Source organism: Bacillus sp. K2I17 (assembly GCF_002209985.1).
GTDB lineage: Bacteria > Bacillota > Bacilli > Bacillales > Bacillaceae_G > Bacillus_A > Bacillus_A wiedmannii.
The window spans coordinates 25,088-50,155 of the sequence record NZ_NJGF01000003.1; the positions used below are offsets into that span (position 1 = coordinate 25,088).

At 34.3% G+C, this 25,068-nt stretch carries 27 protein-coding genes, 1 pseudogene and 1 riboswitch; of the genes and pseudogenes, 5 read left to right on the forward strand and 23 right to left on the reverse strand.

Annotated elements, in window-relative coordinates:
- Positions 1 to 138 precede the first annotated feature (138 nt).
- The 6 genes and pseudogenes from nrdF to CER22_RS05290 all read right to left on the reverse strand — a co-directional run bounded on the left by nrdF (position 139) and on the right by CER22_RS05290 (position 5,022).
- The gene (nrdF, locus tag CER22_RS05260; RefSeq protein ID WP_060489487.1) at positions 139 to 1,107 is read right to left on the reverse strand and encodes a class 1b ribonucleoside-diphosphate reductase subunit beta; all 969 of its coding nucleotides are present in this window, start codon (positions 1,105 to 1,107) and stop codon (positions 139 to 141) included.
- Positions 1,108 to 1,200: 93 nt separating this feature from the next.
- Positions 1,201 to 2,151: a ribonucleotide reductase gene (locus CER22_RS05265; RefSeq protein WP_306295567.1), complete on the reverse strand. Its 951-nt coding sequence runs from the start codon at positions 2,149 to 2,151 to the stop codon at positions 1,201 to 1,203.
- A gap of 383 nt (positions 2,152 to 2,534) precedes the next feature.
- Positions 2,535 to 3,662: pseudogene (locus CER22_RS05270) on the reverse strand (ribonucleotide reductase N-terminal alpha domain-containing protein); the annotation flags it as partial.
- Positions 3,649 to 4,008 (reverse strand): class Ib ribonucleoside-diphosphate reductase assembly flavoprotein NrdI, encoded by a 360-nt coding sequence (gene nrdI, locus CER22_RS05275; RefSeq protein ID WP_000634376.1) that lies wholly within the window; start codon positions 4,006 to 4,008, stop codon positions 3,649 to 3,651. The pseudogene CER22_RS05270 and the gene nrdI, both read right to left, overlap by 14 nt.
- A gap of 476 nt (positions 4,009 to 4,484) precedes the next feature.
- Positions 4,485 to 4,802 (reverse strand): hypothetical protein, encoded by a 318-nt coding sequence (locus tag CER22_RS05285; RefSeq protein WP_000502198.1) that lies wholly within the window; start codon positions 4,800 to 4,802, stop codon positions 4,485 to 4,487.
- A 25-nt stretch (positions 4,803 to 4,827) separates the two neighbouring features.
- Positions 4,828 to 5,022: a hypothetical protein gene (locus tag CER22_RS05290; protein ID WP_000356682.1), complete on the reverse strand. Its 195-nt coding sequence runs from the start codon at positions 5,020 to 5,022 to the stop codon at positions 4,828 to 4,830.
- A gap of 245 nt (positions 5,023 to 5,267) precedes the next feature.
- Here CER22_RS05290 and CER22_RS05295 point away from each other — a divergent pair, with 245 nt between their 5' ends.
- Complete coding sequence (locus CER22_RS05295; protein WP_088062589.1) at positions 5,268 to 5,846, forward strand: GNAT family N-acetyltransferase; 579 nt, start codon at positions 5,268 to 5,270, stop codon at positions 5,844 to 5,846.
- 37 nt (positions 5,847 to 5,883) lie between these two features.
- Here the strand turns inward: CER22_RS05295 and CER22_RS05300 are convergent, their stop codons facing one another.
- Both CER22_RS05300 and CER22_RS32950 read right to left on the reverse strand, forming a co-directional pair.
- The gene (locus CER22_RS05300) at positions 5,884 to 6,486 is read right to left on the reverse strand and encodes a histidine phosphatase family protein (RefSeq protein ID WP_088062586.1); all 603 of its coding nucleotides are present in this window, start codon (positions 6,484 to 6,486) and stop codon (positions 5,884 to 5,886) included.
- 88 nt (positions 6,487 to 6,574) lie between these two features.
- Positions 6,575 to 6,730 carry a hypothetical protein gene (locus CER22_RS32950; RefSeq protein WP_002096778.1) on the reverse strand — a complete coding sequence of 52 codons (156 nt, stop codon included), beginning with the start codon at positions 6,728 to 6,730 and terminating at the stop codon, positions 6,575 to 6,577.
- A 263-nt stretch (positions 6,731 to 6,993) separates the two neighbouring features.
- Here CER22_RS32950 and CER22_RS05315 point away from each other — a divergent pair, with 263 nt between their 5' ends.
- Positions 6,994 to 7,179 carry a YkvS family protein gene (locus CER22_RS05315; RefSeq protein WP_001165081.1) on the forward strand — a complete coding sequence of 62 codons (186 nt, stop codon included), beginning with the start codon at positions 6,994 to 6,996 and terminating at the stop codon, positions 7,177 to 7,179.
- 53 nt (positions 7,180 to 7,232) lie between these two features.
- On the opposite strand, the gene queF is transcribed toward CER22_RS05315, so the two are convergent.
- The 4 genes from queF to queC are packed head-to-tail and all read right to left on the reverse strand — an operon-like array spanning position 7,233 to position 9,611.
- Complete coding sequence (queF, locus tag CER22_RS05320) at positions 7,233 to 7,730, reverse strand: preQ(1) synthase (protein WP_000918895.1); 498 nt, start codon at positions 7,728 to 7,730, stop codon at positions 7,233 to 7,235.
- Between the two features lie 18 nt (positions 7,731 to 7,748).
- Complete coding sequence (gene queE, locus CER22_RS05325) at positions 7,749 to 8,465, reverse strand: 7-carboxy-7-deazaguanine synthase QueE (RefSeq protein WP_000036302.1); 717 nt, start codon at positions 8,463 to 8,465, stop codon at positions 7,749 to 7,751.
- Entirely contained in the window at positions 8,458 to 8,949 is a 492-nt protein-coding gene (gene queD, locus CER22_RS05330) for a 6-carboxytetrahydropterin synthase QueD (RefSeq protein ID WP_000368411.1), read from the reverse strand. The genes queE and queD overlap by 8 nt, the downstream gene beginning before the upstream one ends.
- The gene (gene queC, locus CER22_RS05335) at positions 8,949 to 9,611 is read right to left on the reverse strand and encodes a 7-cyano-7-deazaguanine synthase QueC (protein WP_000711595.1); all 663 of its coding nucleotides are present in this window, start codon (positions 9,609 to 9,611) and stop codon (positions 8,949 to 8,951) included. Before queC ends, queD begins: the two co-directional genes overlap by 1 nt.
- 93 nt (positions 9,612 to 9,704) lie before the next feature.
- Positions 9,705 to 9,748, reverse strand: a riboswitch (PreQ1 riboswitch).
- Positions 9,749 to 9,955: 207 nt separating this feature from the next.
- Between queC and CER22_RS05340 the strand changes: the two genes are divergently transcribed.
- Positions 9,956 to 11,164 carry an ATP-binding protein gene (locus tag CER22_RS05340; RefSeq protein WP_088608349.1) on the forward strand — a complete coding sequence of 403 codons (1,209 nt, stop codon included), beginning with the start codon at positions 9,956 to 9,958 and terminating at the stop codon, positions 11,162 to 11,164.
- A gap of 11 nt (positions 11,165 to 11,175) precedes the next feature.
- Here the strand turns inward: CER22_RS05340 and CER22_RS33595 are convergent, their stop codons facing one another.
- From CER22_RS33595 to CER22_RS05360, 4 genes are all read right to left on the reverse strand, one after another.
- The gene (locus CER22_RS33595) at positions 11,176 to 11,292 is read right to left on the reverse strand and encodes a DUF6254 family protein (protein ID WP_000038254.1); all 117 of its coding nucleotides are present in this window, start codon (positions 11,290 to 11,292) and stop codon (positions 11,176 to 11,178) included.
- Positions 11,293 to 11,392: 100 nt separating this feature from the next.
- Positions 11,393 to 11,926: a DinB family protein gene (locus tag CER22_RS05350; RefSeq protein WP_088608350.1), complete on the reverse strand. Its 534-nt coding sequence runs from the start codon at positions 11,924 to 11,926 to the stop codon at positions 11,393 to 11,395.
- Positions 11,927 to 12,065: 139 nt separating this feature from the next.
- Entirely contained in the window at positions 12,066 to 13,760 is a 1,695-nt protein-coding gene (locus CER22_RS05355; protein ID WP_087984813.1) for a M3 family oligoendopeptidase, read from the reverse strand.
- A gap of 160 nt (positions 13,761 to 13,920) precedes the next feature.
- Positions 13,921 to 14,367 (reverse strand): MarR family winged helix-turn-helix transcriptional regulator, encoded by a 447-nt coding sequence (locus CER22_RS05360; protein WP_000203344.1) that lies wholly within the window; start codon positions 14,365 to 14,367, stop codon positions 13,921 to 13,923.
- Between the two features lie 194 nt (positions 14,368 to 14,561).
- Between CER22_RS05360 and CER22_RS05365 the strand changes: the two genes are divergently transcribed.
- Positions 14,562 to 16,058: a DUF3149 domain-containing protein gene (locus CER22_RS05365; protein ID WP_088608351.1), complete on the forward strand. Its 1,497-nt coding sequence runs from the start codon at positions 14,562 to 14,564 to the stop codon at positions 16,056 to 16,058.
- A 29-nt stretch (positions 16,059 to 16,087) separates the two neighbouring features.
- On the opposite strand, the gene CER22_RS05370 is transcribed toward CER22_RS05365, so the two are convergent.
- The gene (locus CER22_RS05370; protein ID WP_000495532.1) at positions 16,088 to 16,369 is read right to left on the reverse strand and encodes an aspartyl-phosphate phosphatase Spo0E family protein; all 282 of its coding nucleotides are present in this window, start codon (positions 16,367 to 16,369) and stop codon (positions 16,088 to 16,090) included.
- A 397-nt stretch (positions 16,370 to 16,766) separates the two neighbouring features.
- On the opposite strand from CER22_RS05370, the gene CER22_RS05375 reads away from it, so the two are divergent.
- Positions 16,767 to 17,537 carry a divergent polysaccharide deacetylase family protein gene (locus CER22_RS05375; RefSeq protein ID WP_046958227.1) on the forward strand — a complete coding sequence of 257 codons (771 nt, stop codon included), beginning with the start codon at positions 16,767 to 16,769 and terminating at the stop codon, positions 17,535 to 17,537.
- 66 nt (positions 17,538 to 17,603) lie between these two features.
- On the opposite strand, the gene cbpA is transcribed toward CER22_RS05375, so the two are convergent.
- From cbpA to phnW, 6 genes are all read right to left on the reverse strand, one after another.
- Positions 17,604 to 18,227, reverse strand: a complete 624-nt coding sequence (gene cbpA, locus CER22_RS05380) for a cyclic di-AMP binding protein CbpA (protein ID WP_048545012.1) — start codon at positions 18,225 to 18,227, stop codon at positions 17,604 to 17,606.
- Between the two features lie 124 nt (positions 18,228 to 18,351).
- Complete coding sequence (locus CER22_RS05385; RefSeq protein WP_048545015.1) at positions 18,352 to 18,981, reverse strand: class II aldolase/adducin family protein; 630 nt, start codon at positions 18,979 to 18,981, stop codon at positions 18,352 to 18,354.
- A 248-nt stretch (positions 18,982 to 19,229) separates the two neighbouring features.
- Positions 19,230 to 21,530 (reverse strand): NEAT domain-containing leucine-rich repeat protein, encoded by a 2,301-nt coding sequence (locus CER22_RS05390; protein WP_098133181.1) that lies wholly within the window; start codon positions 21,528 to 21,530, stop codon positions 19,230 to 19,232.
- Positions 21,531 to 21,959: 429 nt separating this feature from the next.
- The gene (locus CER22_RS05395) at positions 21,960 to 22,742 is read right to left on the reverse strand and encodes a DeoR/GlpR family DNA-binding transcription regulator (protein ID WP_000117659.1); all 783 of its coding nucleotides are present in this window, start codon (positions 22,740 to 22,742) and stop codon (positions 21,960 to 21,962) included.
- A gap of 40 nt (positions 22,743 to 22,782) precedes the next feature.
- Positions 22,783 to 23,967: a saccharopine dehydrogenase family protein gene (locus CER22_RS05400; protein ID WP_088608353.1), complete on the reverse strand. Its 1,185-nt coding sequence runs from the start codon at positions 23,965 to 23,967 to the stop codon at positions 22,783 to 22,785.
- Positions 23,964 to 25,061, reverse strand: a complete 1,098-nt coding sequence (gene phnW, locus CER22_RS05405) for a 2-aminoethylphosphonate--pyruvate transaminase (protein WP_046957075.1) — start codon at positions 25,059 to 25,061, stop codon at positions 23,964 to 23,966. Before phnW ends, CER22_RS05400 begins: the two co-directional genes overlap by 4 nt.
- Between the last annotated feature and the right edge of the window lie 7 nt (positions 25,062 to 25,068).

Consider the following 25,068-nt stretch of genomic DNA (forward strand, 5'->3'; position numbering starts at 1 on the left):
AAAAAAGTTCTATCCATTTGCTGGATAGAACTTTTTAAACAGAACTCGTTATACAAAAATAATAGTGTTATGTAAACAAATCCATAAAGAAAAGCTGTCTTATCAATGAATAAGACAGCTTTTCTTTATGAGTATATATTAAAAATCAAACACGAAGTCATCATCAGCTAACTTTTCAACGTTCGTTGCTTTTACGTAACCATTCCCTTTTACAGAGAAGAAATCATGGTTTTTCGTATCTGTACGTAAACCATTTAAAACGATTGGGTTAATTTCTTCTTCTTCAAACTTCGGCTCAAGTCCTAAGTTCATAAGTCCTTTATTCGCATTGTAACGAACGAAACGATTTACATCCTCTACAAGACCGATAGAAGTGTAAATTTCTTCTGTGTATGCCATTTCAATTTCATATAGTTCCATTAATAACTCTTGTGTTTCTTTTTGCACTTCTTGTTGATCTTCTGCAGAAAGTTCTGCGAAGAGTTGTTGTGCTAAAATACCGACGAATACGCCGTGAATTGACTCATCACGAATTATTAGGTTAATAATCTCACCACTTGCTGTCAATTTACCTTGACCTGCTAAGTAAAGTGGGTAGAAGAATCCACTATAGAATAAGTAACTTTCTAAGAATACACTTGCTACCATCGCCATGTATAACTCTTTTTTCGTTACTTCAGGCTTTAATAAACGACGATAGTAACTAGTAACAATACCAGCTTTTTTCTCAAGTAATGGATGATTGTCTACCCATTCAAAAATATCATCAATTTCTTCTTCAGTAGCTAACGTTGTGAAAATATGACTGTAACTCTTCGCATGTACTTCTTCCATAGCTCCCATGAAAGCTAATACACTTTTCGCTTGTAAATTTTCAAGATGAACAAGTACAAGTGGCATCCCTTCGCCACCTTGTTTCGTATCTAAAAGTGTTAAACCACCTAATACACGCTTATAAGCAATCTGCTCTTCTTTTGATAATTGTGCCCAAGTATTTTTGTCAGAAGATACTGCGATTTCTTCTTCTGTCCAAAACTGAGCGATGTTTTGCTTCCAAAACATTAAACTAAAATCATCTTCTTTTTTGTTCCAGTTTACCGCACGCATTCAATCGCCCCTTCTCTAAATAAACATGAAAAATTGATAACTAAGCATGAGCAGGGTTCAGAAAACCCTGCTCATGATGTCTCACTTTTTATATTAAACGGTACAAGCTACGCACTCTTCCACGCTTAACTTACGTGTTCTCGTATAATAAAGACTCTTTAAGCCTTTTTTATGTGCATAGATGTAGTAACGTGCTAATTCACGTGTTGAAATATCACTATTAACGTAAAGAATTGTACTAATTCCTTGGTCAATATGTTCTTGGATTTCTGCGATTAAATCAATTAATTTAAACTGATTCATATCGTAAGAAGATTTATAGTACCAGAACGTATCTTTTGATAAATACGGCATTGGATAATATGTCGTCGCATTCGCATATGTTCTTGATTCGATTTGACTTACGATCGGCATTACGCTTGAAGTTGCATTTTGAACGTAACTGATAGATTGTGTTGGAGCGATGGCAAGACGGTATGAATTATATAATCCATTCTTCTTCACTTGCTCTTTTAAACTTGTCCAATCTTCTTTTGTTGGAATATGAATTCCTTCAAATAGTTGCTGAACTTTTTCAGTTACTGGGCTGTAATCTGTCGTTTCGTACTTTTCAAAGTATGTGCCATTCGCATAATCAGACTTATCGAAGTCTTTAAATGTTTCGCCTTTTTCTTTAGCGATTTCCATACTTTTCTCAATAGAGTAGTAATTTAACATCATAAAGAATGTACGAGCGAACTCTTTTGCTTCTGCACTTTCATATGCGATTTTGTTTTTTGATAAATATCCGTGTAAGTTCATTGCGCCAAGTCCAACTGAATGAAGCTCATCATTTGCTTTTTTCACAGTTGGTGCATTCGGAATGATCGTCATATCAGACACAGCTGTTAAAGCTTCCATTCCCGCATGAACAGCTTCACGAATTTCTTTATTTTCCATTACATTTACGATATTTAACGATCCTAAATTACAGTTAATATCACGACGGATAATATCATCTGTACCGTAATCATTTATTTCAGAAGTTTCTTGAAGCTGGAAGATTTCTGTCTCGAATGTTCAACCGAGTCCGCTACTCCTCAGTCCGTTGCTCATGCAACTGCTGTATGTCACCATACAGGACAGACTATATCATCACCTACAGCATTACCTGATTAGGTGCTCCGCTTTTCGAACGCCAATCGCTTGCGCTCTACTCCCATAAGGGATAGTCGTTAGGCTTTTACTTATCTTACATACTTCAGAAAGTCTCTTATTACTTTATGTTGTCCCATAACTCTGCTATACAAAATAATAAGATACATTCTGAACTTTTATATTTTCATTCTAAGATAAGATTTAGCACGGTAGGTTACCTCAAATTTGAGGCTTTCCCCGTTTAACGGAGTTTTCGACTAGCATTTCTACTAGAAGGTGCTACATATTTAACACAAGTTCGACATCTTCACAGTTCCAATATCCTTCAGTGGATGTTGGTTATTTGCATTTGATTTAAACATTAAGTATGGGTAACCAGACTCAAGCTGAATCATAGCAATTTTAATAAGCATATCACGTGCACTAATATCTAGCGGCTTCTTCTTCACTTTCGGATTGCTCATTAATTCATCGTACATTTCATCAATGTCTATATCATCTAAATGCTTTCCGTATTCTTTATACACCGTATAAGGCGCGAAAACATGGAAAGGTTCGTTTTTCTCAGCAAGCTCAAAGAACTTACTTGGAACGATAATTCCGATTGATAGAGACTGAATACGGCTCTTCTCATCGGCATTTATTTTTTTGGTATCAAGGAATTCAATAATATCCCAATGGAAAATGTTTAAGTATACTGCGCCGGCACCTTTTCGTTGCCCAAGTTGATTTGCATATGAAAACGAATCTTCAAGTAATTTCATAACAGGTACTACACCACTTGCAGCGTTATCGATACCTTTAATTTGCTCACCGCGTGCACGTAGCTTAGACAAGTTTAAAGCTACTCCACCGCCGATTTTTGATAATTGCATTGCAGTATTAATGTTAAAGCCGATTGAATTTAAGCTATCATCCATCTCTAATAAGAAACAAGACACCATTTCTCCTCTTCTGCTTCGTCCCGCATTTAAAAAGGTTGGTGTCGCTGGTTGGTAGTTTTGTTTTACAATCATGCTTGCGAAGTGTTTTGCCTTCGCAACATCACCGCGTCCTAAGTATAATGAAACAATTGCTACACGATCTTCATAGCTTTCTAAGTATTGTTTTTGATCATTTGTTTTTAACGCATAATCTTTGTAGAACTTAGATGCTGCCATATAAGATTGGAACTCGAAGTTTTCACCATAAGCGATGTTATATACCTCTTCTACTTCCTCCAAGCTATACTCGTCCAGAACGTTGTAATAGTAATCATATTCTTTCATATACTCCATTCGCTCTGCCACGCTATTAAAATGAACGGTATTTTCTCTAGCTTCTTCCATAAAGACTTCTAATGCCTCTTTATCTTTATGAAGCTGATAAAAACCGTCCTGCATTTGCGTGATTTCATTATTCAGTTCAATGTGTCGCAATCTCCCGCACCCTTTCCTTAAAATATTCTACATCATTATTTGTTCCTGATAACTCAAATTTTGATACAATAGGCACTTCATATTTAGCAGAAATTTTGTCAGCACTTGCACCGAACATGTCTCCCCAGTTACGATTGCCGCTTGCAGATACGCCTTTTAATTTTTCATTATTGCGCTCTAAAAATTCTAAAACACGTTCTGGTACATTGCCAAAACCTGTTGTATACGTAATTAAAACAAAGTCTTCATCTATTACTAGATCTTCACCAATTTGAACGGCCGGCATATTTAATTTGTGAATGAAACGCTTCACGTTTCCTGTCATAGAATCATATGCAACTATCATTTCCGACCCTCCCTCTCCAATCTATACTCTCTGTATGTTGTTTCTTGATTTCTCTATATATTGTATTACGTTTCAAAATAAGACACAAGATATATGTATAAATTCTTTCTTTTTTTAAATTTTACTTTTCGACAAGACAGTCGATTTTTTTCAATACAATGACTATGAAACAACATTCTAAAACTCATGTCAATAAAGTGCTTTTCAAAAAAGTTGTCAACGAATTTAACCTTATTTTAAAAAAAGTTACCAATATATTTTGTCATAAAACGGCAAATGCTGGAGGAATATATTTCTCCAGCATCACGCAAAAAAGAACAGACATGAAACGATAATCTGTTCTAAAAAACGATTACATTTATCAGTTTTACTTTATTAAATATTATACATATACTTTCGGTTCGCGTTACATACTAAAAGATAACTATTATAGAAAAAGATTATTATTATGGAAATTCAACTTATTTATGAAAAGATTATTCTGAGTGCTCAATGCGCAAAATATCTTTTACAAATATATGATGTGGATTTTCATCTTTATCAATCATTGTACATACAGGAGCTTCTTCATCAAAGTACACAATCATTCCTTCTACGTACTGATATGTATGTTGAACTTGTACGGTTACTTTAATTTCTATAGCCTCTTCATATGCTCTTTTTATTTTCTGAAGCATTTTTGCCGAACACTTTCGTTTCTCTGGATACATGACCATCCCCATAAACCTATTGCCAGCTCTATCTTTCCACATATAATCCCAATGCGGTAATATGCCTTGTTTAAAATCGCCCATAATTCCCCTCCCTATATTCTTCTAGTTACGAACGTGGCGTTTCTGAATATGTATAAATTACTTGTCCGCCGCGCTGTGCGTTCCCAATAATATGTTTAAAATCTTCTCGACTTACTACAACTTCTCTGAACGTATAAAATACATCTTTCGTAACAACATACTCCTTTATTTCACCATTTTTCAGCTGATCCAAAATTGCATTTGCTAATTCTTTATCCATGTATTTCACCTCTATGCAATATTTTATTTTATCGTATATTCTATAGGTCAACAACTGTAAAATTATCCAGGTGCTATACCTTCATTTCATTTTCATTATTTTTCAAAAAAGATCTCTTTAGTATATGTCCACTAAATATCATATACTAACATAGCTACTTCTCTATATCAATCATTTCAGTATTCAATTATGCAAAGTTCCATACCACTATGCTACAATATATAAATAGAATTAGGAGGGATACTATGATTCGGAAAGCAAAAAAGACAGATGCGAAGGCAATTGCACCTTTATTATATAACGCTCTGCACGAAATTGCTGAAAAAATCACAGGCAGCACAGTTGAGACAGAAGTATTACTAGGACTTGAAACATGGTTCTCAAAAGAGAGAAATCGACTGAGCTATGAAAACTGTTTTGTATATGTACAAGACGGGGTTGCAGTTGGGGTTATTGTCGCTTATCACGGTAGTGAAGCAACAAGTCTTGATGCACCAATTGTACATTACTTAAGAGAATTACATAAAGATGAATCAATTACATTAGAAAAAGAAGCTGAACTTGATGAATATTACATTGATACATTATCAGTTTCAAGTGCATATGGCGGAAAAGGAATCGGTTCTCAATTAATTGAAGCTGCTGAAATCCATGCAACTGAAAAGGAGCATGAAAAAATCGCATTACTTGTTAATTTAGAAAACAAACGTGCCTATTCACTATATGAAAAACTAGGTTATAAAAAAGATCAAATCGTTATGCTTGTAGGCGAACCTTATGCACACCTCGTAAAAACATTAAACATCAAAATTTCTATGTCTTAAAAAGAAAGCACACGATTTATATATAAATCGTGTGCTTTTATGTTAATTTTGTATTTAATATATTTCCATCCATCGCTTCGTGGAATGTATAGGTTGTACATCCCCATGGCTTCCTATGTAAAATAGGAGAACCAGACCATCCCATCGCTCTCAGCTCCGCACCAACCATTGCATTAATGTAATTATGACCTACAAGAGCAATACTTCCATGTACGAGAGCATAACGGTGTAATAAGTAAGCCGCTTGCCTTGCCCTCTCTCTTACTTCCTTATAAGACTCAACACCTTTATAGTAACCAAGTATCCATAATGTTCGCCCGATAAACATCCATACGTTAGGTTTACATTTCAACCATGTTGGAGCATAAAAATTCGTCGGAATTTCAGCTTCCCTAAAAAGAGAATTTTGCATAAAAGATAAAGAATTCATTAATTCAGCTGCTGACTGTATAGCACACCTTTGATCACTCGTTACAATCAACTTTGCTGCTTCAACCGCTTCCATTGTTTCCATTGGTATAGGTGCTTTTTCTGTTATAGTATGTAAGTCATATCCTTTCATCCATTCATGAAAGGATGTAACCGTCATTGGTTCTATAGTACGATCTAAGCGGCCATGACGAATAAAAGAAATCTTCATTCTTTCCACTCTCCATTCATCACTTACGAACTCTATTATGTACTATTTTTAAATATCATACCACGCAAAAAAAGAAAGTTATACACCTTTACATATCCCCACCACTCTCATGTGTGACCCCAGCATGTATACCATCCATCCCATCAAAATATGTAGTCGTTTCATGATGACGAATCTTTTTTAAATTTATATAAGAAAATACAAATAAAGTTAATGCTATAACACTCCCCACAAATTCAAACATCATTTTACCGCCTCTAATTTCTCCCACTTTAGTAGGTTATTGTATTTTTTCATTATACCCCTATATAAAGATGCACGCATTTAAACCGTTCTTTTTTTCTAATAACCTGGAGTTCTTGCATATTTTCTTACAAAATGTGAATATTTTTCGAATTTTTACTTTGGAAACATTTACAAACTAGACAATATGGTTCAAAATAAGAGGAAATAAAAAAAAACCAAAATTATTCTTTTTTTGGAAAACTGTAACAAGGAGAGTTGCTTATGCAGATCGCAGAAACTGGAGATATCATTGAATTTAAAGGTGGAATGCAAGGCCGTGTTCAAAAAGTAAATCAAAACTCCGTTATTGTAGATATAACAATTATGGAAAATTTTAGAGAACTAGATATGGAACCTCTTACAGTTGTAAGTCATAAAAACTATACTGTCATTAATCAAAATGCATAATATAATAGAAAGAAAGGATCTGTATGTTATACAGATCCTTTCTTTCTATTATATTAACGATTATCAATTGTTTCTGGATATAGATCATGGTTCATCATACGGTAGTCTGCCATTTGTTCATACTTCGTGCCTGGGCGACCGTAGTTGCAGTAAGGATCAATTGAAATCCCTCCACGTGGTGTGAATTTCCCCCATACCTCAATGTAACGCGGATCCATTAATTTAATTAAATCATTCATAATAACGTTCATGCAATCTTCGTGGAAGTCACCATGATTGCGGAAACTAAATAAATATAGCTTTAAAGATTTACTCTCTACCATTCTTTGTTCTGGAATGTAGCTAATATAAATTGTTGCAAAATCTGGTTGACCTGTTTTCGGACATAAGCTTGTAAATTCAGGGCAATTAAATTTCACAAAATAATCACGGTTTGGATGATTGTTATCAAATACCTCTAAAATTTCTGGGCTATATTCAAATAAATATTTTGTATTTTGATTTCCTAATAAAGTTACATCTTTTAAATCTTCATCTAATCTTCCTGCCATTTTAAACATCCCTTCTCATTATACTCCGCGTTTATTTCCCCATACTAACGCATGAAGCTGTGGCAATACTTTTGCATTATTCATTTCTTTACAGTTAACCGCTTTTTCAATAAGCCACTCGTATTTATCTAATAATTTTTTAATCAACATCGCATCATCCACAGTTTTTGTATCATCATTCCCTACTTGTAAGAAGAATGGAACATCTGGATAACGTTCGTGCATCTTAACTGCATACTCAAAGTCATAATCGTCAAATACTACTACCTTTAAACTAATATCTTTTCCTGCTAGTTTCTGAATAACAGCATCTAACTTCTGAAAATCAGTATTCATCGTCGAACTTGGTGGTTTTGGAGAAATCGTTATCTCATCAATTTGAAGTAACCAATCTTGCCATTTACTCCCTTGCGTTTCGATTGCCGTCCGCATTCCATTCTCTTTTAATATAGAAAGAAGAAACTCAATATTTTTCAACAATGCTGGATTTCCACCTGAAATCGTAACATGAGAAAAATTTTCGCCACCAATTTCTACAAGCTCGTTCCAAACGTCCTCTGCTGTCATCTGTCTAATTTGTTCCTTAGCCGATCCATCCCACGTAAAAGCAGAATCACACCATGCGCAACTATAATCACAGCCAGCTGTACGGATAAACATCGTCTTTTGTCCCACAACCATTCCTTCACCTTGAATGGTCGGACCAAATATTTCTAAGACAGGGATTTTACTCATCGAGCATCCACTCCCGTCTTACTTCCGCATAACTAGTTGGCGTCTCGAAAAGACGAACAAATTCAACACGAGCTCCTTTATATTCGTTCGCACGATTATCTTTTAGTAATGCTTCTGCCATCTTTTCATAAATCCAAACGACCATGTTTTCAGCAGTCGTATTCATTGCTGGTAACGTTTCGTTTAAATAACGATGGTCTAAATAAATTTCTATTTCATTCTTCCAAATTTCTTTTATATCTCCAAAGTCAATCGCAAGACCTATTTCATTTACATATCCACTAATCCCAAATACAACTTTATATGTGTGACCATGTAAGTTTTTACATTTCCCCTCATAACAGTGTAAATGGTGTGCTGCATCAAATGTAAATTCCTTGCTGACCATTACTCTTTTATTATGATATTTGAGCTGTTTACGCTGAATATCCTTGTCCATTTTTTGCAAATTTTCTACGATGCGAAATCCAAAGAAATTATCCATTAGTTATTTGCTCCTTCGCGTTCTTGTAGGTACGTATCTAATCCTGCTTTACGAAGCTGACATGCTGGACATTCACCGCAACCATCACCAATGATTCCGTTATAACATGTTAATGTTTTTTCTCGAACAAACTCGAATGCTCCAAGTTCATCTGATAATTTCCATGTTTCCGCTTTATCAATCCACATAAGTGGTGTATGAATTACGAACGGATAATCCATGGATAAATTTAAAGTAACGTTTAACGATTTCACAAACACGTCACGGCAATCTGGATAACCACTGAAATCAGTTTCACATACACCCGTTACAATATGACGTGCTCCAACTTGTTTTGCTAATACAGCAGCAAATGATAGGAATAGTAAATTTCGTCCATCTACAAACGTCGATGGCAATTCACCTTCTTCATGTGTAATCTCCATATCCGTTCTCGTTAACGCATTTGGAGCAAGTTGATTTAATAGACTCATATCTAGCACCGTATGTTTAATTCCTAGCTCTTTCGCAATTTCCGCTGCACAATCAATTTCTAGTTTATGACGTTGATTGTAATTAAACGTTACAGCTTCTACTTCTGCAAACTGCTCTATTGCCCAAAATAAGCATGTCGTACTATCTTGTCCTCCACTAAAAACAACAACTGCCTTTTCTTTTTTCATTTCACTCATTCTCCTTCTCTACTACGAATAAGAAGAAAGAACGTTCTTGAACTGTCACAATAAAAAAACAAAACAATACCTAAAGATATTGTTGTTTCCATAGTTTTTTATAGAGGGAGTTCGCGAACCTCTCCCGTGCAATGCACGGAATTCCTTCTTTCATTGACAAAGCTTATTGTAACATATTGTATACTACCAGAAAAAATTTCTGATTTTTCCGCTATTTTTCATTTCATTTCTTTCATTTTATAGTATGATGAATTTAATGCGAGAAGAGAGGAGGCACCCCACTGAAACCCTTTATTATTTATCTCTTTCTAAATATATTATTCATCCTTGTTACAATGCTCGTATACCATTTATTTTGGAATCAAAAAGGGAAACGTTCTCCTAAATTAAATTCAGCTATATTTATTGCATTATGTTGCCTCGCTACCATACTATGTATTACTTTCGGAGCAAAAACAAATTATGGATTTCAATTTGATATGCGCCATATCGTATTAATTGTCGGTACATTAACAGGGGGCCCTATTGCTGGTGCTTCCATCTTAACTGTATTAAACATATACCGCTTCTTATTAGGGGGAATAGGTGTTTTTCCATCCCTTATCGCTTCGGTTCTACTGTTTATTGTTCTACTATTAACATACAAACTATTTAACCGAAGTTCTAATCGAATAAAAATAGCACTCGCTATCTTTTACAGTCTCATATTTGGCTTGGGCTGGGTACCTTCTTTCCTCTCAGAGGTTACAAATAGCGCCGATTACATACCCCATATTATCGTGTACGAAATATGTACAATAATTGGAACAATCCTTATTTTATATTTGCTACACATACTACAAATGCAAGTTCGTCTTCAAAACGAACTTATGAATGCCGAAAAATTCCATTTAATTGGAGAAATGGCAGCGTCCATCTCTCATGAGATTCGCAATCCATTAACTTCAACAAAAGGATTTTTACAACTCTTGCAGTCAAATACATGCACTGAGCAAGAGCGAAAATTATATATCGACATAGCCATCAACGGAATCGAACAAGCAAATCATGTTCTTACAGACTACTTAACTTTCGCGAAACCAAGTATTGAAAAAGAACAACAGTTACAAGTAGAGGAAGAATTATTGCATGCCTTATCTTTAATCACACCTCTTGCTAATTTAACAAATGTTCGTATCCACTATATCAAACAAAGTACATCTTTCTATATCGCTGGTGAAAAACAAAAACTAAACCAATGTTTATTAAATATTTTAAAAAACTGTATTGAGGCAATGCCTACAGGCGGTGATCTCGTACTCACTTTAGTTCCAGACCATAAGCATATACAATTGTATATAAAAGATACAGGAGTTGGTATGGATCAAGAACAAGTAAAACGCCTTGGATCCCCTTTCTACTCAACGAAAGAAAAAGGAACTGGTCTTGGAATGATGGTCGTATTCAGTGTTATTCAAGCTATGAACGGAAAAATTGATATTATAAGCGAAAAAGGTACAGGTACAACCTTCTTATTAACTTTTCCACTCATACAAAAAACGTGATGAAATACTCATCACGTTTTTTCTGTTCCTTCAACTAATTCAGCAAAGGCTTTCACTTTACCATGTGGTTTTTGATTTTCTTTACGTGCTTTCCACGCGCGCTCTTCTTCTTTCTTTTTCTTGGACATACTTTTCAACTCCTTCTGTTCTTTCTCCATGTAGTATTCCAAAATAAGAAAGAAAACTATGCACGTATCAAAAAAGAAGTGGTCTCCCACTTCCTTCTGATTATCGTTGCAAAATTGCGTGTTTCGCCTCTTTTAACTGCGTAAGATGTCTTTGTTCATGCAAATCAAGAAATTGAACCCACTGATACAAATTCAAATCGTTAAAAATAGGATGCTTTAATCCATTTTCAAATAAATCTTTTTCATCTATCACACTATGAAGCGCGTGTAATAGTTCTTGTCGTGAATGTTCTAGTAATTGAATTCCTTGCTGTTTTTTCATTAACGTTTCTGTTGGTTCCATTTGCTGAGGAGCTTCTCGTTTATGTGTGCGATCAAGCGTAAGTTGGAGGTCTTTAAATGGAGTCGTATTTCTTTCATTTTTTTGTAAAGCATATACAAGGGCAGATGTAACTGATTGTTCAACTAAATGCAAGTGATGCAAAATTTGAATAATACTCCATTTATCACGGCGTGGCTTTACATTCACTTCTGTATCATTTAACATTTCAATTTCTGATAATAGCGTGCTTCGAGTAGACTGTAATAAGTTCACCAAACTTTCTAAACTCACATCCATATTAGATTGAAGCATACTTCTTTCCCCCCTTTTTGTTGGTGAAAAGAGGTGCTCCTTATTAGAAACACCTCTTTAGTATTCTGAATTTTCTTTTATTATCTCATCATTTTCTCGTTATGTCGATGTTAAACATGTGAAAAAAAGCGCATGTTTTTTACAATTTTGTGTCGTCAATCGCACGTAGCCACGCTTCAATTTCTGTAATGACACTTTTCACACAGCCTTCAGCAAATGGTGATGTTAAATTTGCAACTTCTACTAATTCCAAGAATGATTTACTTCCACCTTGTTGACACAGATTCACATAATCTTCCCATGCCTCTTGTCTATTATCTCTTGCACGTTTCCAAAATTGCAGTGCACAAATTTGTGCTAATGTGTAGTCGATATAGTAGAACGGCGAGCTATAAATATGTCCTTGACGTTGCCAGAATCCACCGCGCTCTAAATAATCATTATCTTCATAATCACGATGCGGCAAATACTTTTTCTCTATATTACGCCATGCTGTCTTACGCTCTTCTGGTGATGCTTCTGGATTTTCATATACATAATGTTGGTATTCATCAACAGATACACCATACGGTAAAAACAGAAGTGCTGAACTTAAGTGAGAGAAATAATATTTATCTGCATCTTCTTCAAAGAATGACTTCATCCATGGCCATGTAAAGAATTCCATACTCATAGAATGAATTTCACATGCTTCATACGTTGGCCAATTGTATTCTGGAATTTCAAACTTACGACTTTCATATACTTGGAAAGCGTGACCAGCTTCATGTGTTAATACATCAATGTCGCCAGATGTTCCGTTGAAGTTTGAGAAAATAAATGGCGCTTTATAATTCTCAATATATGTACAATATCCGCCACCAGCTTTTCCTTTTTTCGCAACTAAATCTAATAAATCATTATCTAGCATGAAATTGAAAAATTCATCCGTTTCAGCCGATAACTCTTTATACATCGTTTTCCCATGATTAACAATCCAATCCGCATCTCCTTTTGGAGTTGGATTACCAGTAGCAAACTCAAAGTTTTCGTCGTAATATGCTAACTTCTCTACACCAATACGTGCTTGTTGTCGTTTTCTTAACTCCGTTGTAACGGGAACGATATAATCTAGTACTTGCTGACGATAATTCGCCACCATTTCCGCATTATAATCTGTACGGTACATTCTTGCATATCCAAGTTCAACAAAGTTTTTGAAACCTAAAGATTTGGCGATTTTCGTTCTCACTTTAACAAGCTCATCATAAATACGATCTAACTCTTCCTCATTCTCAGCTAAAAATCCGTAATATGCTTCACTTGCTGCTTTACGTTCACTTCTTTCTTTCCCTTGCATAAACGGAATCAGTTGCGATAACGTTCTTTCTTCTCCTGCAAAGTCAATTTTTGCAGATGCTAATAACTGTGTATATTGTGAAGACAATTTATTCTCTAATTGTAAATCTTTCACAACTTCATCAGAGTATGTTTTCAAATCACACTCCGCTAAAGCAAATAATTGCTTTCCATAATACGCTTCTAATTCTTCACGGAATGGAGAATGAATTAACGCATTATAATACTTTGTACCATATCCTTGTACAACTGGAGAGAATTCATCAAAGAAATCTTGCTCTTCCTTATAAAAAGCATCTGTCGTATCAACAGAATGACGAATGTAACAAAGGTTCCCCATTGTACCGAAGTCGTTGCGAATTTCGTTAATTGAATTGATGACTTGTTTTTGTTCTTCTACCGTTTTTACGTTATCAAACTTCTCTAAAGCAACGGTAAACTTTTCTTTTAATTCTTCAATATTTGGCCGTTTATATTCATAGTCTTTAAATGACATGAACGAGCCTCCTCTCCATTATGTGCATCCTTACTATAATTCAATGCTTACTTACAAATCTCCTCTTATTCTTCAACAAAATACGGCAGATGCTGTCATAATTACATGTAAACAAAAGAACCTTGGATTTCTTTATCCAAAGCTCTTTTGAAACATACTATTATTTTTCATATTTTCCAATCTTTTTTAATAGAGCTAGTAATTCATCCTTTTCCTCTTTCGTTAACATTTCAAAAGACTGATGTATAACTTGCTCATGCCCTGGAAAAATAGAAGCAATAAAGCTCTCTCCAGATTCAGTTAGTTGTGCATAAATAACACGTCTGTCATTCGGGCACGGAATTCTCTTTACTAGTCCCTTTTTCTCTAGCTTATCTACAACATATGTAATGCTGCCACTAGCTATTAAAATACGCTCACCAATTTGCTGAAGTGGTTGACCGCCTTTATGATATAACAGTTCTAATACAGCAAATTCAGTTGGATTTAGCCCGTTACTTTGTATAGATTTATTTGTAGTATCCATAACAGAACGATGTACACGAGATAATGCAATAAATACTTTTAAAGATTGAGAAATATCTTCTCGTTCATTATTTGATGTCATACAACTTTCAACCCTTCACTTAAATTCTCAGTAATAAAAAGAAAAAACAACTTAGTACTTCATCTGAATTCCGAATGAGTATTCACTCATTCATTTCCTCTCCCCAAATATATTATGAATGATTCTTGAATAAAAACATGACAATTTTAACATAGTTTATATATAATGATAATAAAAAAGAAGGAGTACCAAATTTGAAAGTCAAATTCCACAGCATAGTTTTATATATAGTTCTTGTTATCCTACCAACGATAGGGATTGGTGCTACATTTTATTCATATCATTCGTATAAAATGAAGCAGGAAAACAAACTATCTGCTCACACGGTTCTCTTTTTATATAGAGACTATTTAGATCATCACCTTGGTGAAGCAATTTCCGCATTAAAAATGCTCTCAAAGGTCGTAGGAACCGAGACTGGAAATATAAATGGAGTTAAACAAATTGTACATGATACAGATGGAAACGATGCACGTTTTTCTGGTTTATATTACGCTACACCAGAAGGAATCATTACAATCGCATCTGAAGGCGACCGGCCACCTGTTGATGTCTCAGATCGCAAATATATTCAAGACGTATTGCAAACGAAGAAAACAACTGTATCATCAGTCATTACAGATCGTGTTCTTGGACATCAAGCTATTATGATTGCTTCTCCCATTTTCAATAAACAGAAGGAAATCTCAGGCTTATTGTTAGCAAGTTTACGCTTTGACTACATTTCAGCATCTTTAAATGCCATTAAGCCACAATATCATTTTGAAGTAACTGATAAACATGATGTAGTTTTTCTCACCGATGATAATAACGAAACAAGTGATGCGCATTCTAATATGCTTACTACCCCACTCAAAAGATTAAATTGGAAGGTCTCTGTTTCTCCATTGCCTATCCATCAAAAAACTTTATATCAGTGGGTTGCAATAGAGTGTATAGCTACTTTATTTTTAATGTCTATTTTATTTTTACTTGCTCAATATATGTTGTTAAAACGTCAAACAAAACTGGAAAGACAACAAAATGAACTACAAAAAATTGAATTAGTTGGAACTTTTGCAGCTAGTACAGCCCACGAAATCCGTAATCCTCTTACCGGAATTAAAGGGCTCGTCGCTCTATTAAAAGAGAAATATAAAGATGAACAAGATCAGTTTTATTTTTCCATCATCGAACAAGAAATAGAACGGATTAATGAAATTGTAAGCGAATTTCTTATTCTTGGAAAGCCAACTGCTATCATTGAACAAACATATGATGTGAGAACCATTCTAAATGAGGTAGCATTAATTATTCAATCTGAGGCGAATCTACATAACATTGTATTCCATTTACATTTGCCAGACCATCCTGTTCATATCCGTTGCTCAAAAGACCATATGAAACAAGTGGTTTTAAACATTACAAAAAATGCAATTGAAGCCATGAATTCTGGTGACACACTGACCATTTCCGTAACAAACAATGAGACACACGCACAATTGAAAATTACAGATACTGGAAAGGGAATTCCGAAACATATTCAAAAACACCTCTTTCATCCGTTCTTTACTAATAAAGATACTGGAACCGGTCTTGGACTTGTCATATGTAAACGAATTGTAGAGATGTACAATGGGCATATTTTTATTGATAGTATAGAAAATGAAGGAACGACAGTTCATATCGAAATTCCGTTACACCTAGTATAATTATCCTTATCCCAAAAGGGTAATTATACTTATTTCATAAAACCAGCCACAAGCATTCGCCAAAAATTACTTGATTTCCCTTCATACCCAATTTGAAAAATAGGTACCTTTATAATTGATAACCATTTTGGTGTTTGTTTTTCTTTATAACACTGGTACTGTAAAATAAGCTTGTCCAATTCTTGACTCACTTGAATTGTCTCCATACTATTTAACCCACTTGTTAAACCTAATTGAATCATTTCTTCACGTTTCATATGAATATCACGTGAAAGCTTTTCTAATGTGTACTTCCTTTTTACAGTAAACATCCATATCCCCCTTATTATACTTCCGTGCTCTCGACTTTACTTCTCCATCGGCCTTTTAACTACTTAATCATATTTGAATTTGAAGAATCAGAAAATTTAACATTTTCTCCCTGTAATTTACAAATCTTTACCCTCACTTTGAGAATTATTACAAATTATTCTATCTTTGTAAATACATTCGCAATAATAGACATTTTTTTCATCTTCTTTTTTTACAAATACCAATTAAATAGCGGATTCTCTATTTTCCATATACTTTTCTTCGACATTTTTTGTTTAATTTATATAAAAACGCAAAACATAATGATGATTGATAAAGTGAAATTTAATCATTGGGGATTTTGTCCATTCCTCACTGCTCGCAAATAGCGGGATAAAATAGAAAGGAAATATTTATATGCGCAAATATACGATTGCATTGCTTATATTTACTATGTTTTTACCATCCTTCTTGTTTCCTGTTCAAGCAAAGGCCCATACAAACAAAGTCGCTATTGTCATTGATGACTTCGGCAATAATATGAAGGGGACTGATAAAATGTTATCACTTCCTATTCCACTGACTGTTGCCGTTATGCCTTTTCTCCCTTCCACAAAGGAAGATGCGATAGCGGCTCATAAGAAAGGGCACGAAGTTATTATACATATGCCAATGGAACCTATTAAAGGTAAAAAAGAATGGCTTGGACCAAAAGCAATTACAACTGATTTAAGCGACGAAGAAATAAATAACCGACTCGAACAAGCGATTCAAGAAGTACCGCATGCAATTGGCATGAACAATCATATGGGATCAAAAGTGACCGCGGACGAAAGAATTGTACGACTTATACTTGCAGCTTGTAAAAAACACGGTTTATTTTATTTAGATAGCAAAACAAATCCTAAGAGTGTTGTCCCAAAAATCGGGAAAGAATTAGGAGTGCCTATTATTGAAAATCAATTATTTTTTGATGATGTGTATACGGCGGCACATATTTCAAAACAAGCCCAATTACTCATTAAAAAACTTCAAGAAAAACCGATTATGGTAGCTATTGGACACGTTGGACCTCCAGGTGAAATTACATCACGTGTTATAGAAACTTCTATTCCTAACATTCGCGCGCATGCAGATTTTATTTTTTTATCTGATTTAGCACTATCTCCACCTCCTGTTTCAAAATAAGATTCATTACTTACACTAAAAAGGTACCAATCTGCATATAGCAAATTGGTACCTTTCCTTTTCACCTTAAATATAATCTACATGACTCACCCTGAATCCTTTTTTCTCTATTTTTTCGATTAATTGCTTTAATCTTTTTTCATTTAACTCATCTGCTATATTTACGATAACGCGGCGAATATATTGATCACCGTTATCTAGTGTAAATAATCCACCGATATTAAATGCTTTCAACAATGTCCCAAGTTCTTTAATCGTTCCCTTACAATCTTGTGTTGCAATTGTTAATATATAACCACCCGTCCGCATACCGAATGAATCTTCAATAACATCAAATATATTGGAATGTGTTAAGATACCGACAAATTCATTATAGTCATTTAGCACAGCTAAAAATGGAAGTCGACGAATAACATAAAATGCTCTAAAAAAAGAATCCTTTTCAAAAATAAATGCGGAGGAATCTCCCAGCATATGTTCCGCACTTAATTTCTCTAATCCGCTATTACACTTCTTTTCTAAAAGATCTACTTTATAAATAATCCCTATGAATTTCTTTTCATCTTCTGCTAATACAGGGATTGCTCGAAATCCCGTTTCATTCATAATGTGCAAAGCCTCTTCACCTGAATCGTTCATTTTGCAAAATGTTACTTGCTGTTTTGGCAGAAAATGATATTTAACTCGCAAAATATGTTCCTCCTTACATGTCAACATGTAATCTATATATAATAAGGAGACCTATATTTTATGAGTGAAATTATTTTTAAAACGCTTTCATTTTTTATTGACTTGTAACGACATCACAAACATTTTATATAACAGAGCTCTTTGCACCTTTTATCATTAACAACTTTACATGGTAATTCATTAAATATTCTATACCCTCTAGCCATTTTTTCGCTTCTTCTGGAGTTTTCCCCCACACAATCATGCCATAATTATGAACAAGAACTACTCCTCCACCTTCAATAAAATTCGGTACATTATTTTCTAATAAATCAGCAAATTTCTTCTCATCTTCTACAATGGGAATTGTCATTTCTGTTATACCTTCTTTTCCAAAAACACGTTCCACACTACGTTTATCGAATGTTACTTCCCCTTCTTCTCCATATAACTCTGATATTAAATGACTATCTACAGTCTGCACTTGTAAAATACATTCTGCACTACTTTTTTTATAAATATCCGCATGCATAAACGATTCTGCAGCTGGTTTTTCTTCATTTTCAAATACTGGCTCACACATACAATTAACAACAATAAAGTCTTCTTCTGAAAATAACCCTTTATCTCTTCCCTCAACGTTTATTAAAAAAGTTAACGGCTCTTTTGACGTACAGAGTGATAAACTAATTTTTGTACCATAAAACCAATCACGAAGTGCCAATTCAGATTTCACATCTTTTAATTCATTCCATTTTTTTAGAAAAAATAACATTTCGTCACCCCCGGCATAATATTTATATAATGTTCGAATCCTTTCTATGTAAAAGGAGTATTTTTTGATTATTCTAAAAATTTAATTGAATTATCACATGATAACGCCTTTTTGTCAATATAGTTTCATAGCTCTTCTTTAAAATGGGCCATCCATATATCTATACTTCTGTCTATTCCCTATTTCATTTTGTACATAAAAAATACGTTATTCTTTTTAAATCAAAGAATAACGTATTTTCTCATCTTTTATTTCTTTATTGCGTTATATAAAAACTGTGCATATTGTTCACGTGTTACGAAATCATCACCTAAAAAGTTTCCTTTTCCATCACCTTTTGATATATTATTATCCGCTAAAGCTTTCACATAGCCTTCTGCCCAATGACCTTTTGGCACATCAGTAAAGCTCTCTACACTCTTTTCATTTCCCTTTAACTGAAATACTTTTTGTAATACTACTGACATTTCATATCGAGTTAATACTCCATCTGGACGGAACTCCCCAGTACCATCTCCTTGCATAATTCCAGCTTGCGCAACTGTGGCAATCTCTTGCTCAAACATATGCCCTTTCGTATCTGTAAATCTCTCTTTCTGCTCTACTTTATTTTCTAATTTCAAGTACCTTTGTACTAAAGACGCAACTTGTCCACGAGTAATACTATCCCCAAATCCAAATTGTCCATTTCCATATCCCTTGAAAATATTTTCTTTCGCTAAATAATGAATTGCTTCTTCTGACCAATGTCCTTTTGGTACATCTTTAAATTCTACTACTTCTACTTTTTCATCTTCTTTAGAAGTATTGTTTTCTTTAGAATTGTTGTCCCCTTTACTTTCTACTACATTTTGAATTACAGATCCTGTAAAGAAAATACCTGTATCTGCAAATGGATCTTTCACTCCAAATTCATATACTTTCTCACCTGGTGTACTCCATTTCACTACACCATTACTATACGTACCACCATCACTCTTCAGACGGATTTTTGTAGATACCTCGCCGTCTTTTTCGTATATAGGTACTTTTACTTCTTTATTTACTTCTGTATCCTCTAGAAAGACTTTTTGGTTTTGAACATTAATATAAGCCTTCTTACTTAGTTCTATTACTGGTCTAACATCGCGGATTTCATTTGCAACAAAACTTAAATATACTAACTTATTCAACTTACTAACTGGCGATAAGTCTGAAATATAATTTGCTTCTAAATCAAGTTTTTGTAAGTTTACTAGATTTGATAATGGAGTAATATCCTTTAACTCATTATTAGGTAAATCTAATTCTGTAAGCTGAGTCATTTTAGCAAGTGGTGTCACATCTTCAATTTGATTTTTACCGATAAATAATTTATTTAATTGATTCATTTGATCAATACCCGATAAATCTTTAACTTTATTACGCGTTAATACTAAATCTTTTAAAGGTAATGAATATAACGGTTTAATATCTTCAATTTGATTACCTGCTAAAGTTAAGTATGTTACATTTTTCAACGCGCTTAATGGAGCAACATTCGTAATTTTATTATTTGCTAAATTCAAGTAATCTAGTTGTTCCATTTTCGCTAATGCTGTTACGTCTTCTATTTGGTTGCCTGATAGATATAAACTTTTTACATTTTTCATTTCAACGAGTGGTGCAACGTTTGTAATTTTATTATTACTCAAATCAAGAGATGCTAAATTATCCAGCTTAACAAGTGGTGTTACATCTGAAAATTCATTACCACGCAAAGCTAAATGATTTAATTGCTTTAAATTAGCAAAGAACGACGGATCTGTTATCTTCGCATTCGCAACTGTTAAAGATTTTAAATTTGGCATATATTTTAATGCACTATAATCAAGAATCTCATTCGTGTTTAAAAACAAGTCCTTTACTTGTAATAACTCCTCTTTCGTAATTGGTGTATTTAAATCTTTTCTATTAAATACTTTTTTATTAACAAGTTCTCTTAATTTGTTATCTGTTATCATATTTTGACTATCAACTGGACGATCCGTTTCCGTATTGCCTGAATTAGAGTTATCATCTGGTTTCTCTGTTTCTTTGTCACCTACAGTTGGATCTTTAATTTCAAATTGAACTTGATATTTGTGATCATATCCGATGGCCGGAATAAGTATATGCATTTGCATATTATGCTTCTTCTCAAATTCGCCAATTTCAAATTGGACCACTTTCGTTCCATTTTTCCTCTTATCTTCTGATAAAACTTTCACATCTTGAAATACACCAGGTTGGTTTTTATCCTCTATTCTAAGATATTGAAAATAATCGCTATCTTGTATTGTTACAGTAACGATTTTTTTCCCATCTTCAATTGCTACTTTAGGATTTTTTATGTACTGAGAAACCATAGATGGCTCATCTTTTTGATCCTTATATATTTTAATCTCAGTATCGTATGTACGTTCACTAGCTGCTGCCACCGACTGGTTTGCTTCAGCTTTTAGTGCTGCTAATGCGGGAGTAGAGTATGTAGCAAATGGAATTGCTAATGTTGTGGCTACTACTAGCGCCTTAATATAACTTTTTTTCAAAATAATATCCCCTATCATATATAATTTTCATAATTGATAAACGTTATCAATTATCTACAAATAAATGATAATGAATATCATTATCATTGTCAATGGTAATATTACACTAAGTTTATATTTCCAAAGATAAAAAATAAAAAACCCTTTAATCAAAGGGCCTTTTTACCTAGCGTATGAAGAATTTCACTTTTTTCTTTTTCATTAATAAAACCAATTTTTTGCAAAATATTTGCATACAATACAAGTTTATTATATATCCGTTCTGACATGCTTCTCCCTTCTTTCCTTCGACCAACTTTTTTTGTATTGGTAAATTATATGAAAGAGATGAGAAAATGTGTCCACTTTTTGCATACATACAAATCTTTTATCCCGCTATTTGCGGACAGTAAAACTCCCACCTCAAAAACAGGTGGGAGTTCAATTTATTTAGCAAATTGTCCATTGAATATTATGATTTTTGACTTCCTCTTCAAAACTATAGGGCATTTTCTTATCACAAATTACATGTTGAATACGTGAAAATGCTGCTATTCGGTAATTTCCTTTTACCCCTACTTTTGTATGATCACATAAAATATATGTTTTCTCCGCTAATTTCAGCATCGCTTCTGACAGTTTCGCCTTTTCTAATTCAAAACTAGAAACCCCAAAACCAGGTAACAATCCATCAATCGAAACGAATGCTTTATGAAAATGAAATTGCTGGATTACTTGCTGCGAAATAGAACCTGACACACGTGAATGCTTTGGAGATACTTTTCCACCAATAAATAAAACTTCACCGTGAAACATCTTTTTATTAATAGAAGAAATTAATTGTGTAGCTACTGGAAATGAACTTGTTACAATCGTTAAATTTTTACGATGAACAAGATATGGCACCATTTGAAGTGGTGTACTTCCATCATCAATCGCAATCACATCCCCATCTTCCACAAACGTTGCTGCTTTATACCCAATTCTCTTCTTCTCTTCTATATGCAGCATCTCTCGTTCTAACATTGGTGCCTCTATTCCAGCTCCCGGAAGTTGGACGGCTCCACCATACACTTTCTTCAACTTCTTTTCACGATCCAATTCTTCTAAATAACGACGAATCGTCTCTGTTGATACAGCAAACTCTCTCGCTAACTCTGAAACTTTTACTTTCCCTTTAAACTCTACCTTCTCAAGAATGGTTCGCTTTCTTTCTTCACCTACTACAGACATAGCTTCACCCCATTGATTTCTACCTCATACACTGCCTTACTTATACAAAGTTATAACTTTCTTTTTCAGTTAAAATTTCTTCATGAATATGAATACCACGCTTTTTTAGTTCATCAAAAATAATTTGTGGATTTACAAAAGCTTCCTCAGGTGTCACAACACCAACTTTATTTACATTCCCTTTTGCGATTAACTCTGTAGCAATCCCAAATGGAATACCGACGTTTCTCGTATAAGCTCTTAATTTTTCCCACCCTACAACAGAACCATCAGATAACGGGTGTGTATGATATAATATGTGCCTTTGTTTCTCATTATTTTTCATACCTATTACTTCTACATGAAGTGCATAACCGTAAATTTCTGTTTCTTTCCCTTCTTTCGATTGCAATAAATACTTCGAAATACAATCCATAATACCAATTTCTTTCCCATTTATGTCAACCAGATCATTACGCAATATACCATAATCATATAAAGCACGTACGAGCTGCATATTTTGCTTTGGCCAAGTTCCTCTCGTCTCTATCAGTTTGACGCCTTTATTTTCTAGTGCTTTTGCTAACGTAATCGTTTCAGAATGCGGTATTATATACTGCGTTGCCTTACCATAAGGCGCCGGTAATTCAATTTCTCTTGGACGCGCAAACGGAGGTACTTGCTTAAACTCACCATCTTCATATACTGTACGCGATGGTAAATGTGGATCATATTCATATGTCGTTGTTTCTGTAATTGATGCAGAAAAAGCAATTGGACGGTACGAGCCATGACTTACACGTACTGACTCTACAGTATCTAGCTGATTTGCTGCATGCATTGCCATCATTTGCGTTACACCTGGCGTCATACCAAAACCGGGTAAACACGTTTTTTCATTTTGAGCAAATATAGAATGAGATTCATTTTCTTCACCAAATCCATTCAAATTCACACCGTGACAACCCGCTTCTGCAATACATCGAGTAGACAATCCATTTAACTTAATTGTCGTACCGTCCATTACAATGTCATAACCTTTCATTTTTGCAACCGTATCCTCGTGATTCGTTACATCTACTTTCACAAAATCAACACGAGGATCATTGAGCCATTCTACTACTTTCAGGCCCTCTTCTTCATTAAAATCAGCTACTGTAATCGCCTCAAAAGATGAAAATTGCACTAAATCTAAAATTGCTTCACGACAAATTTTACCTGCTCCCCCTAAGCAAAATACTTTCAACCTATAACAACTCCTTTAGCAATACTATCAACTAAGCGATGGATATCTGCCTCATGTACATCACCGATATTTCCAATGCGGAATGTATCTACTTTTGAAATTTTACCTGGATAAATAACAAACCCATCGCACTTTAATTCATTATATAACTGCCCAAAATCAAACCCCTCTTCTGGATAAATGAAGGATGTAATAATAGGCGATTGATATTTTTCATCTACTAGTGGCTTAAATCCGATTTCTCTCATTCTATTCACTAATATTTTTTGATTGTTATAATATCGATTGTAACGCGCTTCTACTCCGCCCTCTTTTTCTAATTCAAGTAGTGCTTGATAAAAAGCGTGTACAACATGTGTAGGTGACGTAAAACGCCATTTCCCATTTTGATTTTCCATCGTTTCCCACTGATCAAATAAATCTAATGATAATGAACGTGCCTGCCCTTTACATTTCACCAATTCATCGCGCTTTGCAATAACAAAGCCGAATCCAGGAACCCCTTGAATACATTTATTCGCACTACTAATTAGAAAGTCAATTTGCAACTCAGCGATATTTATTTCAATACCACCAAAACTACTCATTGCATCAACTAGTGTTACTTTTCCGTATTGCTTCCCTAATTTACATACATCTACAATTGGATTGATAATACCTGTTGTTGTTTCACAATGAACAACTGCAATATGTGTAATCTCTTTATCTTGTTGCAATATCTTTTCTACCTCTGCAATATTAGTAGGCTCCCACTCTTCTGTTTGACTGACCACGACATCTATATGTAACAGCTCTGCCATTTGTACAATTCGCTTACCGTACGCACCATTTGTACATACGAGCAGCTTTCCATTTTTAGGAACGACAGATCCAATCACTGCTTCAACTGAAAACGTACCGCTTCCTTGCATGAGAACAGTTGTATATGTCTCTTCTTCCTTCGTTGCTAACGATACAAGCTTAGCTCTTACCTCTTGTACCATTTTGTTATATTCAGCATCCCACGTACACCAATCGTATAACATAACTTCTTTTACTGTTTTGGTTGTTGTTAATGGTCCAGGCGTTAATAATAAATAGTGATTTTCAGTCATGATCCTA

Excerpts from the sequence above, each read along its gene's own strand:
- nrdF (WP_060489487.1), bottom strand. The coding sequence starts at position 1,107 with ATGCGTGCGGTAAACTGGAACAAAAAAGAAGATGATTTTAGTTTAATG.
- nrdI (WP_000634376.1), bottom strand. The coding sequence starts at position 4,008 with ATGATAGTTGCATATGATTCTATGACAGGAAACGTGAAGCGTTTCATT.
- CER22_RS05285 (WP_000502198.1), bottom strand. The coding sequence starts at position 4,802 with ATGGGCGATTTTAAACAAGGCATATTACCGCATTGGGATTATATGTGG.
- CER22_RS05290 (WP_000356682.1), bottom strand. The coding sequence starts at position 5,022 with ATGGATAAAGAATTAGCAAATGCAATTTTGGATCAGCTGAAAAATGGT.
- CER22_RS05295 (WP_088062589.1), top strand. The coding sequence starts at position 5,268 with ATGATTCGGAAAGCAAAAAAGACAGATGCGAAGGCAATTGCACCTTTA.
- CER22_RS05300 (WP_088062586.1), bottom strand. The coding sequence starts at position 6,486 with ATGAAGATTTCTTTTATTCGTCATGGCCGCTTAGATCGTACTATAGAA.
- CER22_RS32950 (WP_002096778.1), bottom strand. The coding sequence starts at position 6,730 with ATGTTTGAATTTGTGGGGAGTGTTATAGCATTAACTTTATTTGTATTT.
- CER22_RS05315 (WP_001165081.1), top strand. The coding sequence starts at position 6,994 with ATGCAGATCGCAGAAACTGGAGATATCATTGAATTTAAAGGTGGAATG.
- queF (WP_000918895.1), bottom strand. The coding sequence starts at position 7,730 with ATGGCAGGAAGATTAGATGAAGATTTAAAAGATGTAACTTTATTAGGA.
- queE (WP_000036302.1), bottom strand. The coding sequence starts at position 8,465 with ATGAGTAAAATCCCTGTCTTAGAAATATTTGGTCCGACCATTCAAGGT.
- queD (WP_000368411.1), bottom strand. The coding sequence starts at position 8,949 with ATGGATAATTTCTTTGGATTTCGCATCGTAGAAAATTTGCAAAAAATG.
- queC (WP_000711595.1), bottom strand. The coding sequence starts at position 9,611 with ATGAAAAAAGAAAAGGCAGTTGTTGTTTTTAGTGGAGGACAAGATAGT.
- CER22_RS05340 (WP_088608349.1), top strand. The coding sequence starts at position 9,956 with ATGCTCGTATACCATTTATTTTGGAATCAAAAAGGGAAACGTTCTCCT.
- CER22_RS33595 (WP_000038254.1), bottom strand. The coding sequence starts at position 11,292 with ATGTCCAAGAAAAAGAAAGAAGAAGAGCGCGCGTGGAAAGCACGTAAA.
- CER22_RS05350 (WP_088608350.1), bottom strand. The coding sequence starts at position 11,926 with ATGCTTCAATCTAATATGGATGTGAGTTTAGAAAGTTTGGTGAACTTA.
- CER22_RS05355 (WP_087984813.1), bottom strand. The coding sequence starts at position 13,760 with ATGTCATTTAAAGACTATGAATATAAACGGCCAAATATTGAAGAATTA.
- CER22_RS05360 (WP_000203344.1), bottom strand. The coding sequence starts at position 14,367 with ATGACATCAAATAATGAACGAGAAGATATTTCTCAATCTTTAAAAGTA.
- CER22_RS05370 (WP_000495532.1), bottom strand. The coding sequence starts at position 16,369 with ATGTTTACTGTAAAAAGGAAGTACACATTAGAAAAGCTTTCACGTGAT.
- CER22_RS05375 (WP_046958227.1), top strand. The coding sequence starts at position 16,767 with ATGCGCAAATATACGATTGCATTGCTTATATTTACTATGTTTTTACCA.
- CER22_RS05385 (WP_048545015.1), bottom strand. The coding sequence starts at position 18,981 with ATGTTATTTTTTCTAAAAAAATGGAATGAATTAAAAGATGTGAAATCT.
- CER22_RS05395 (WP_000117659.1), bottom strand. The coding sequence starts at position 22,742 with ATGTCTGTAGTAGGTGAAGAAAGAAAGCGAACCATTCTTGAGAAGGTA.
- phnW (WP_046957075.1), bottom strand. The coding sequence starts at position 25,061 with ATGACTGAAAATCACTATTTATTATTAACGCCTGGACCATTAACAACA.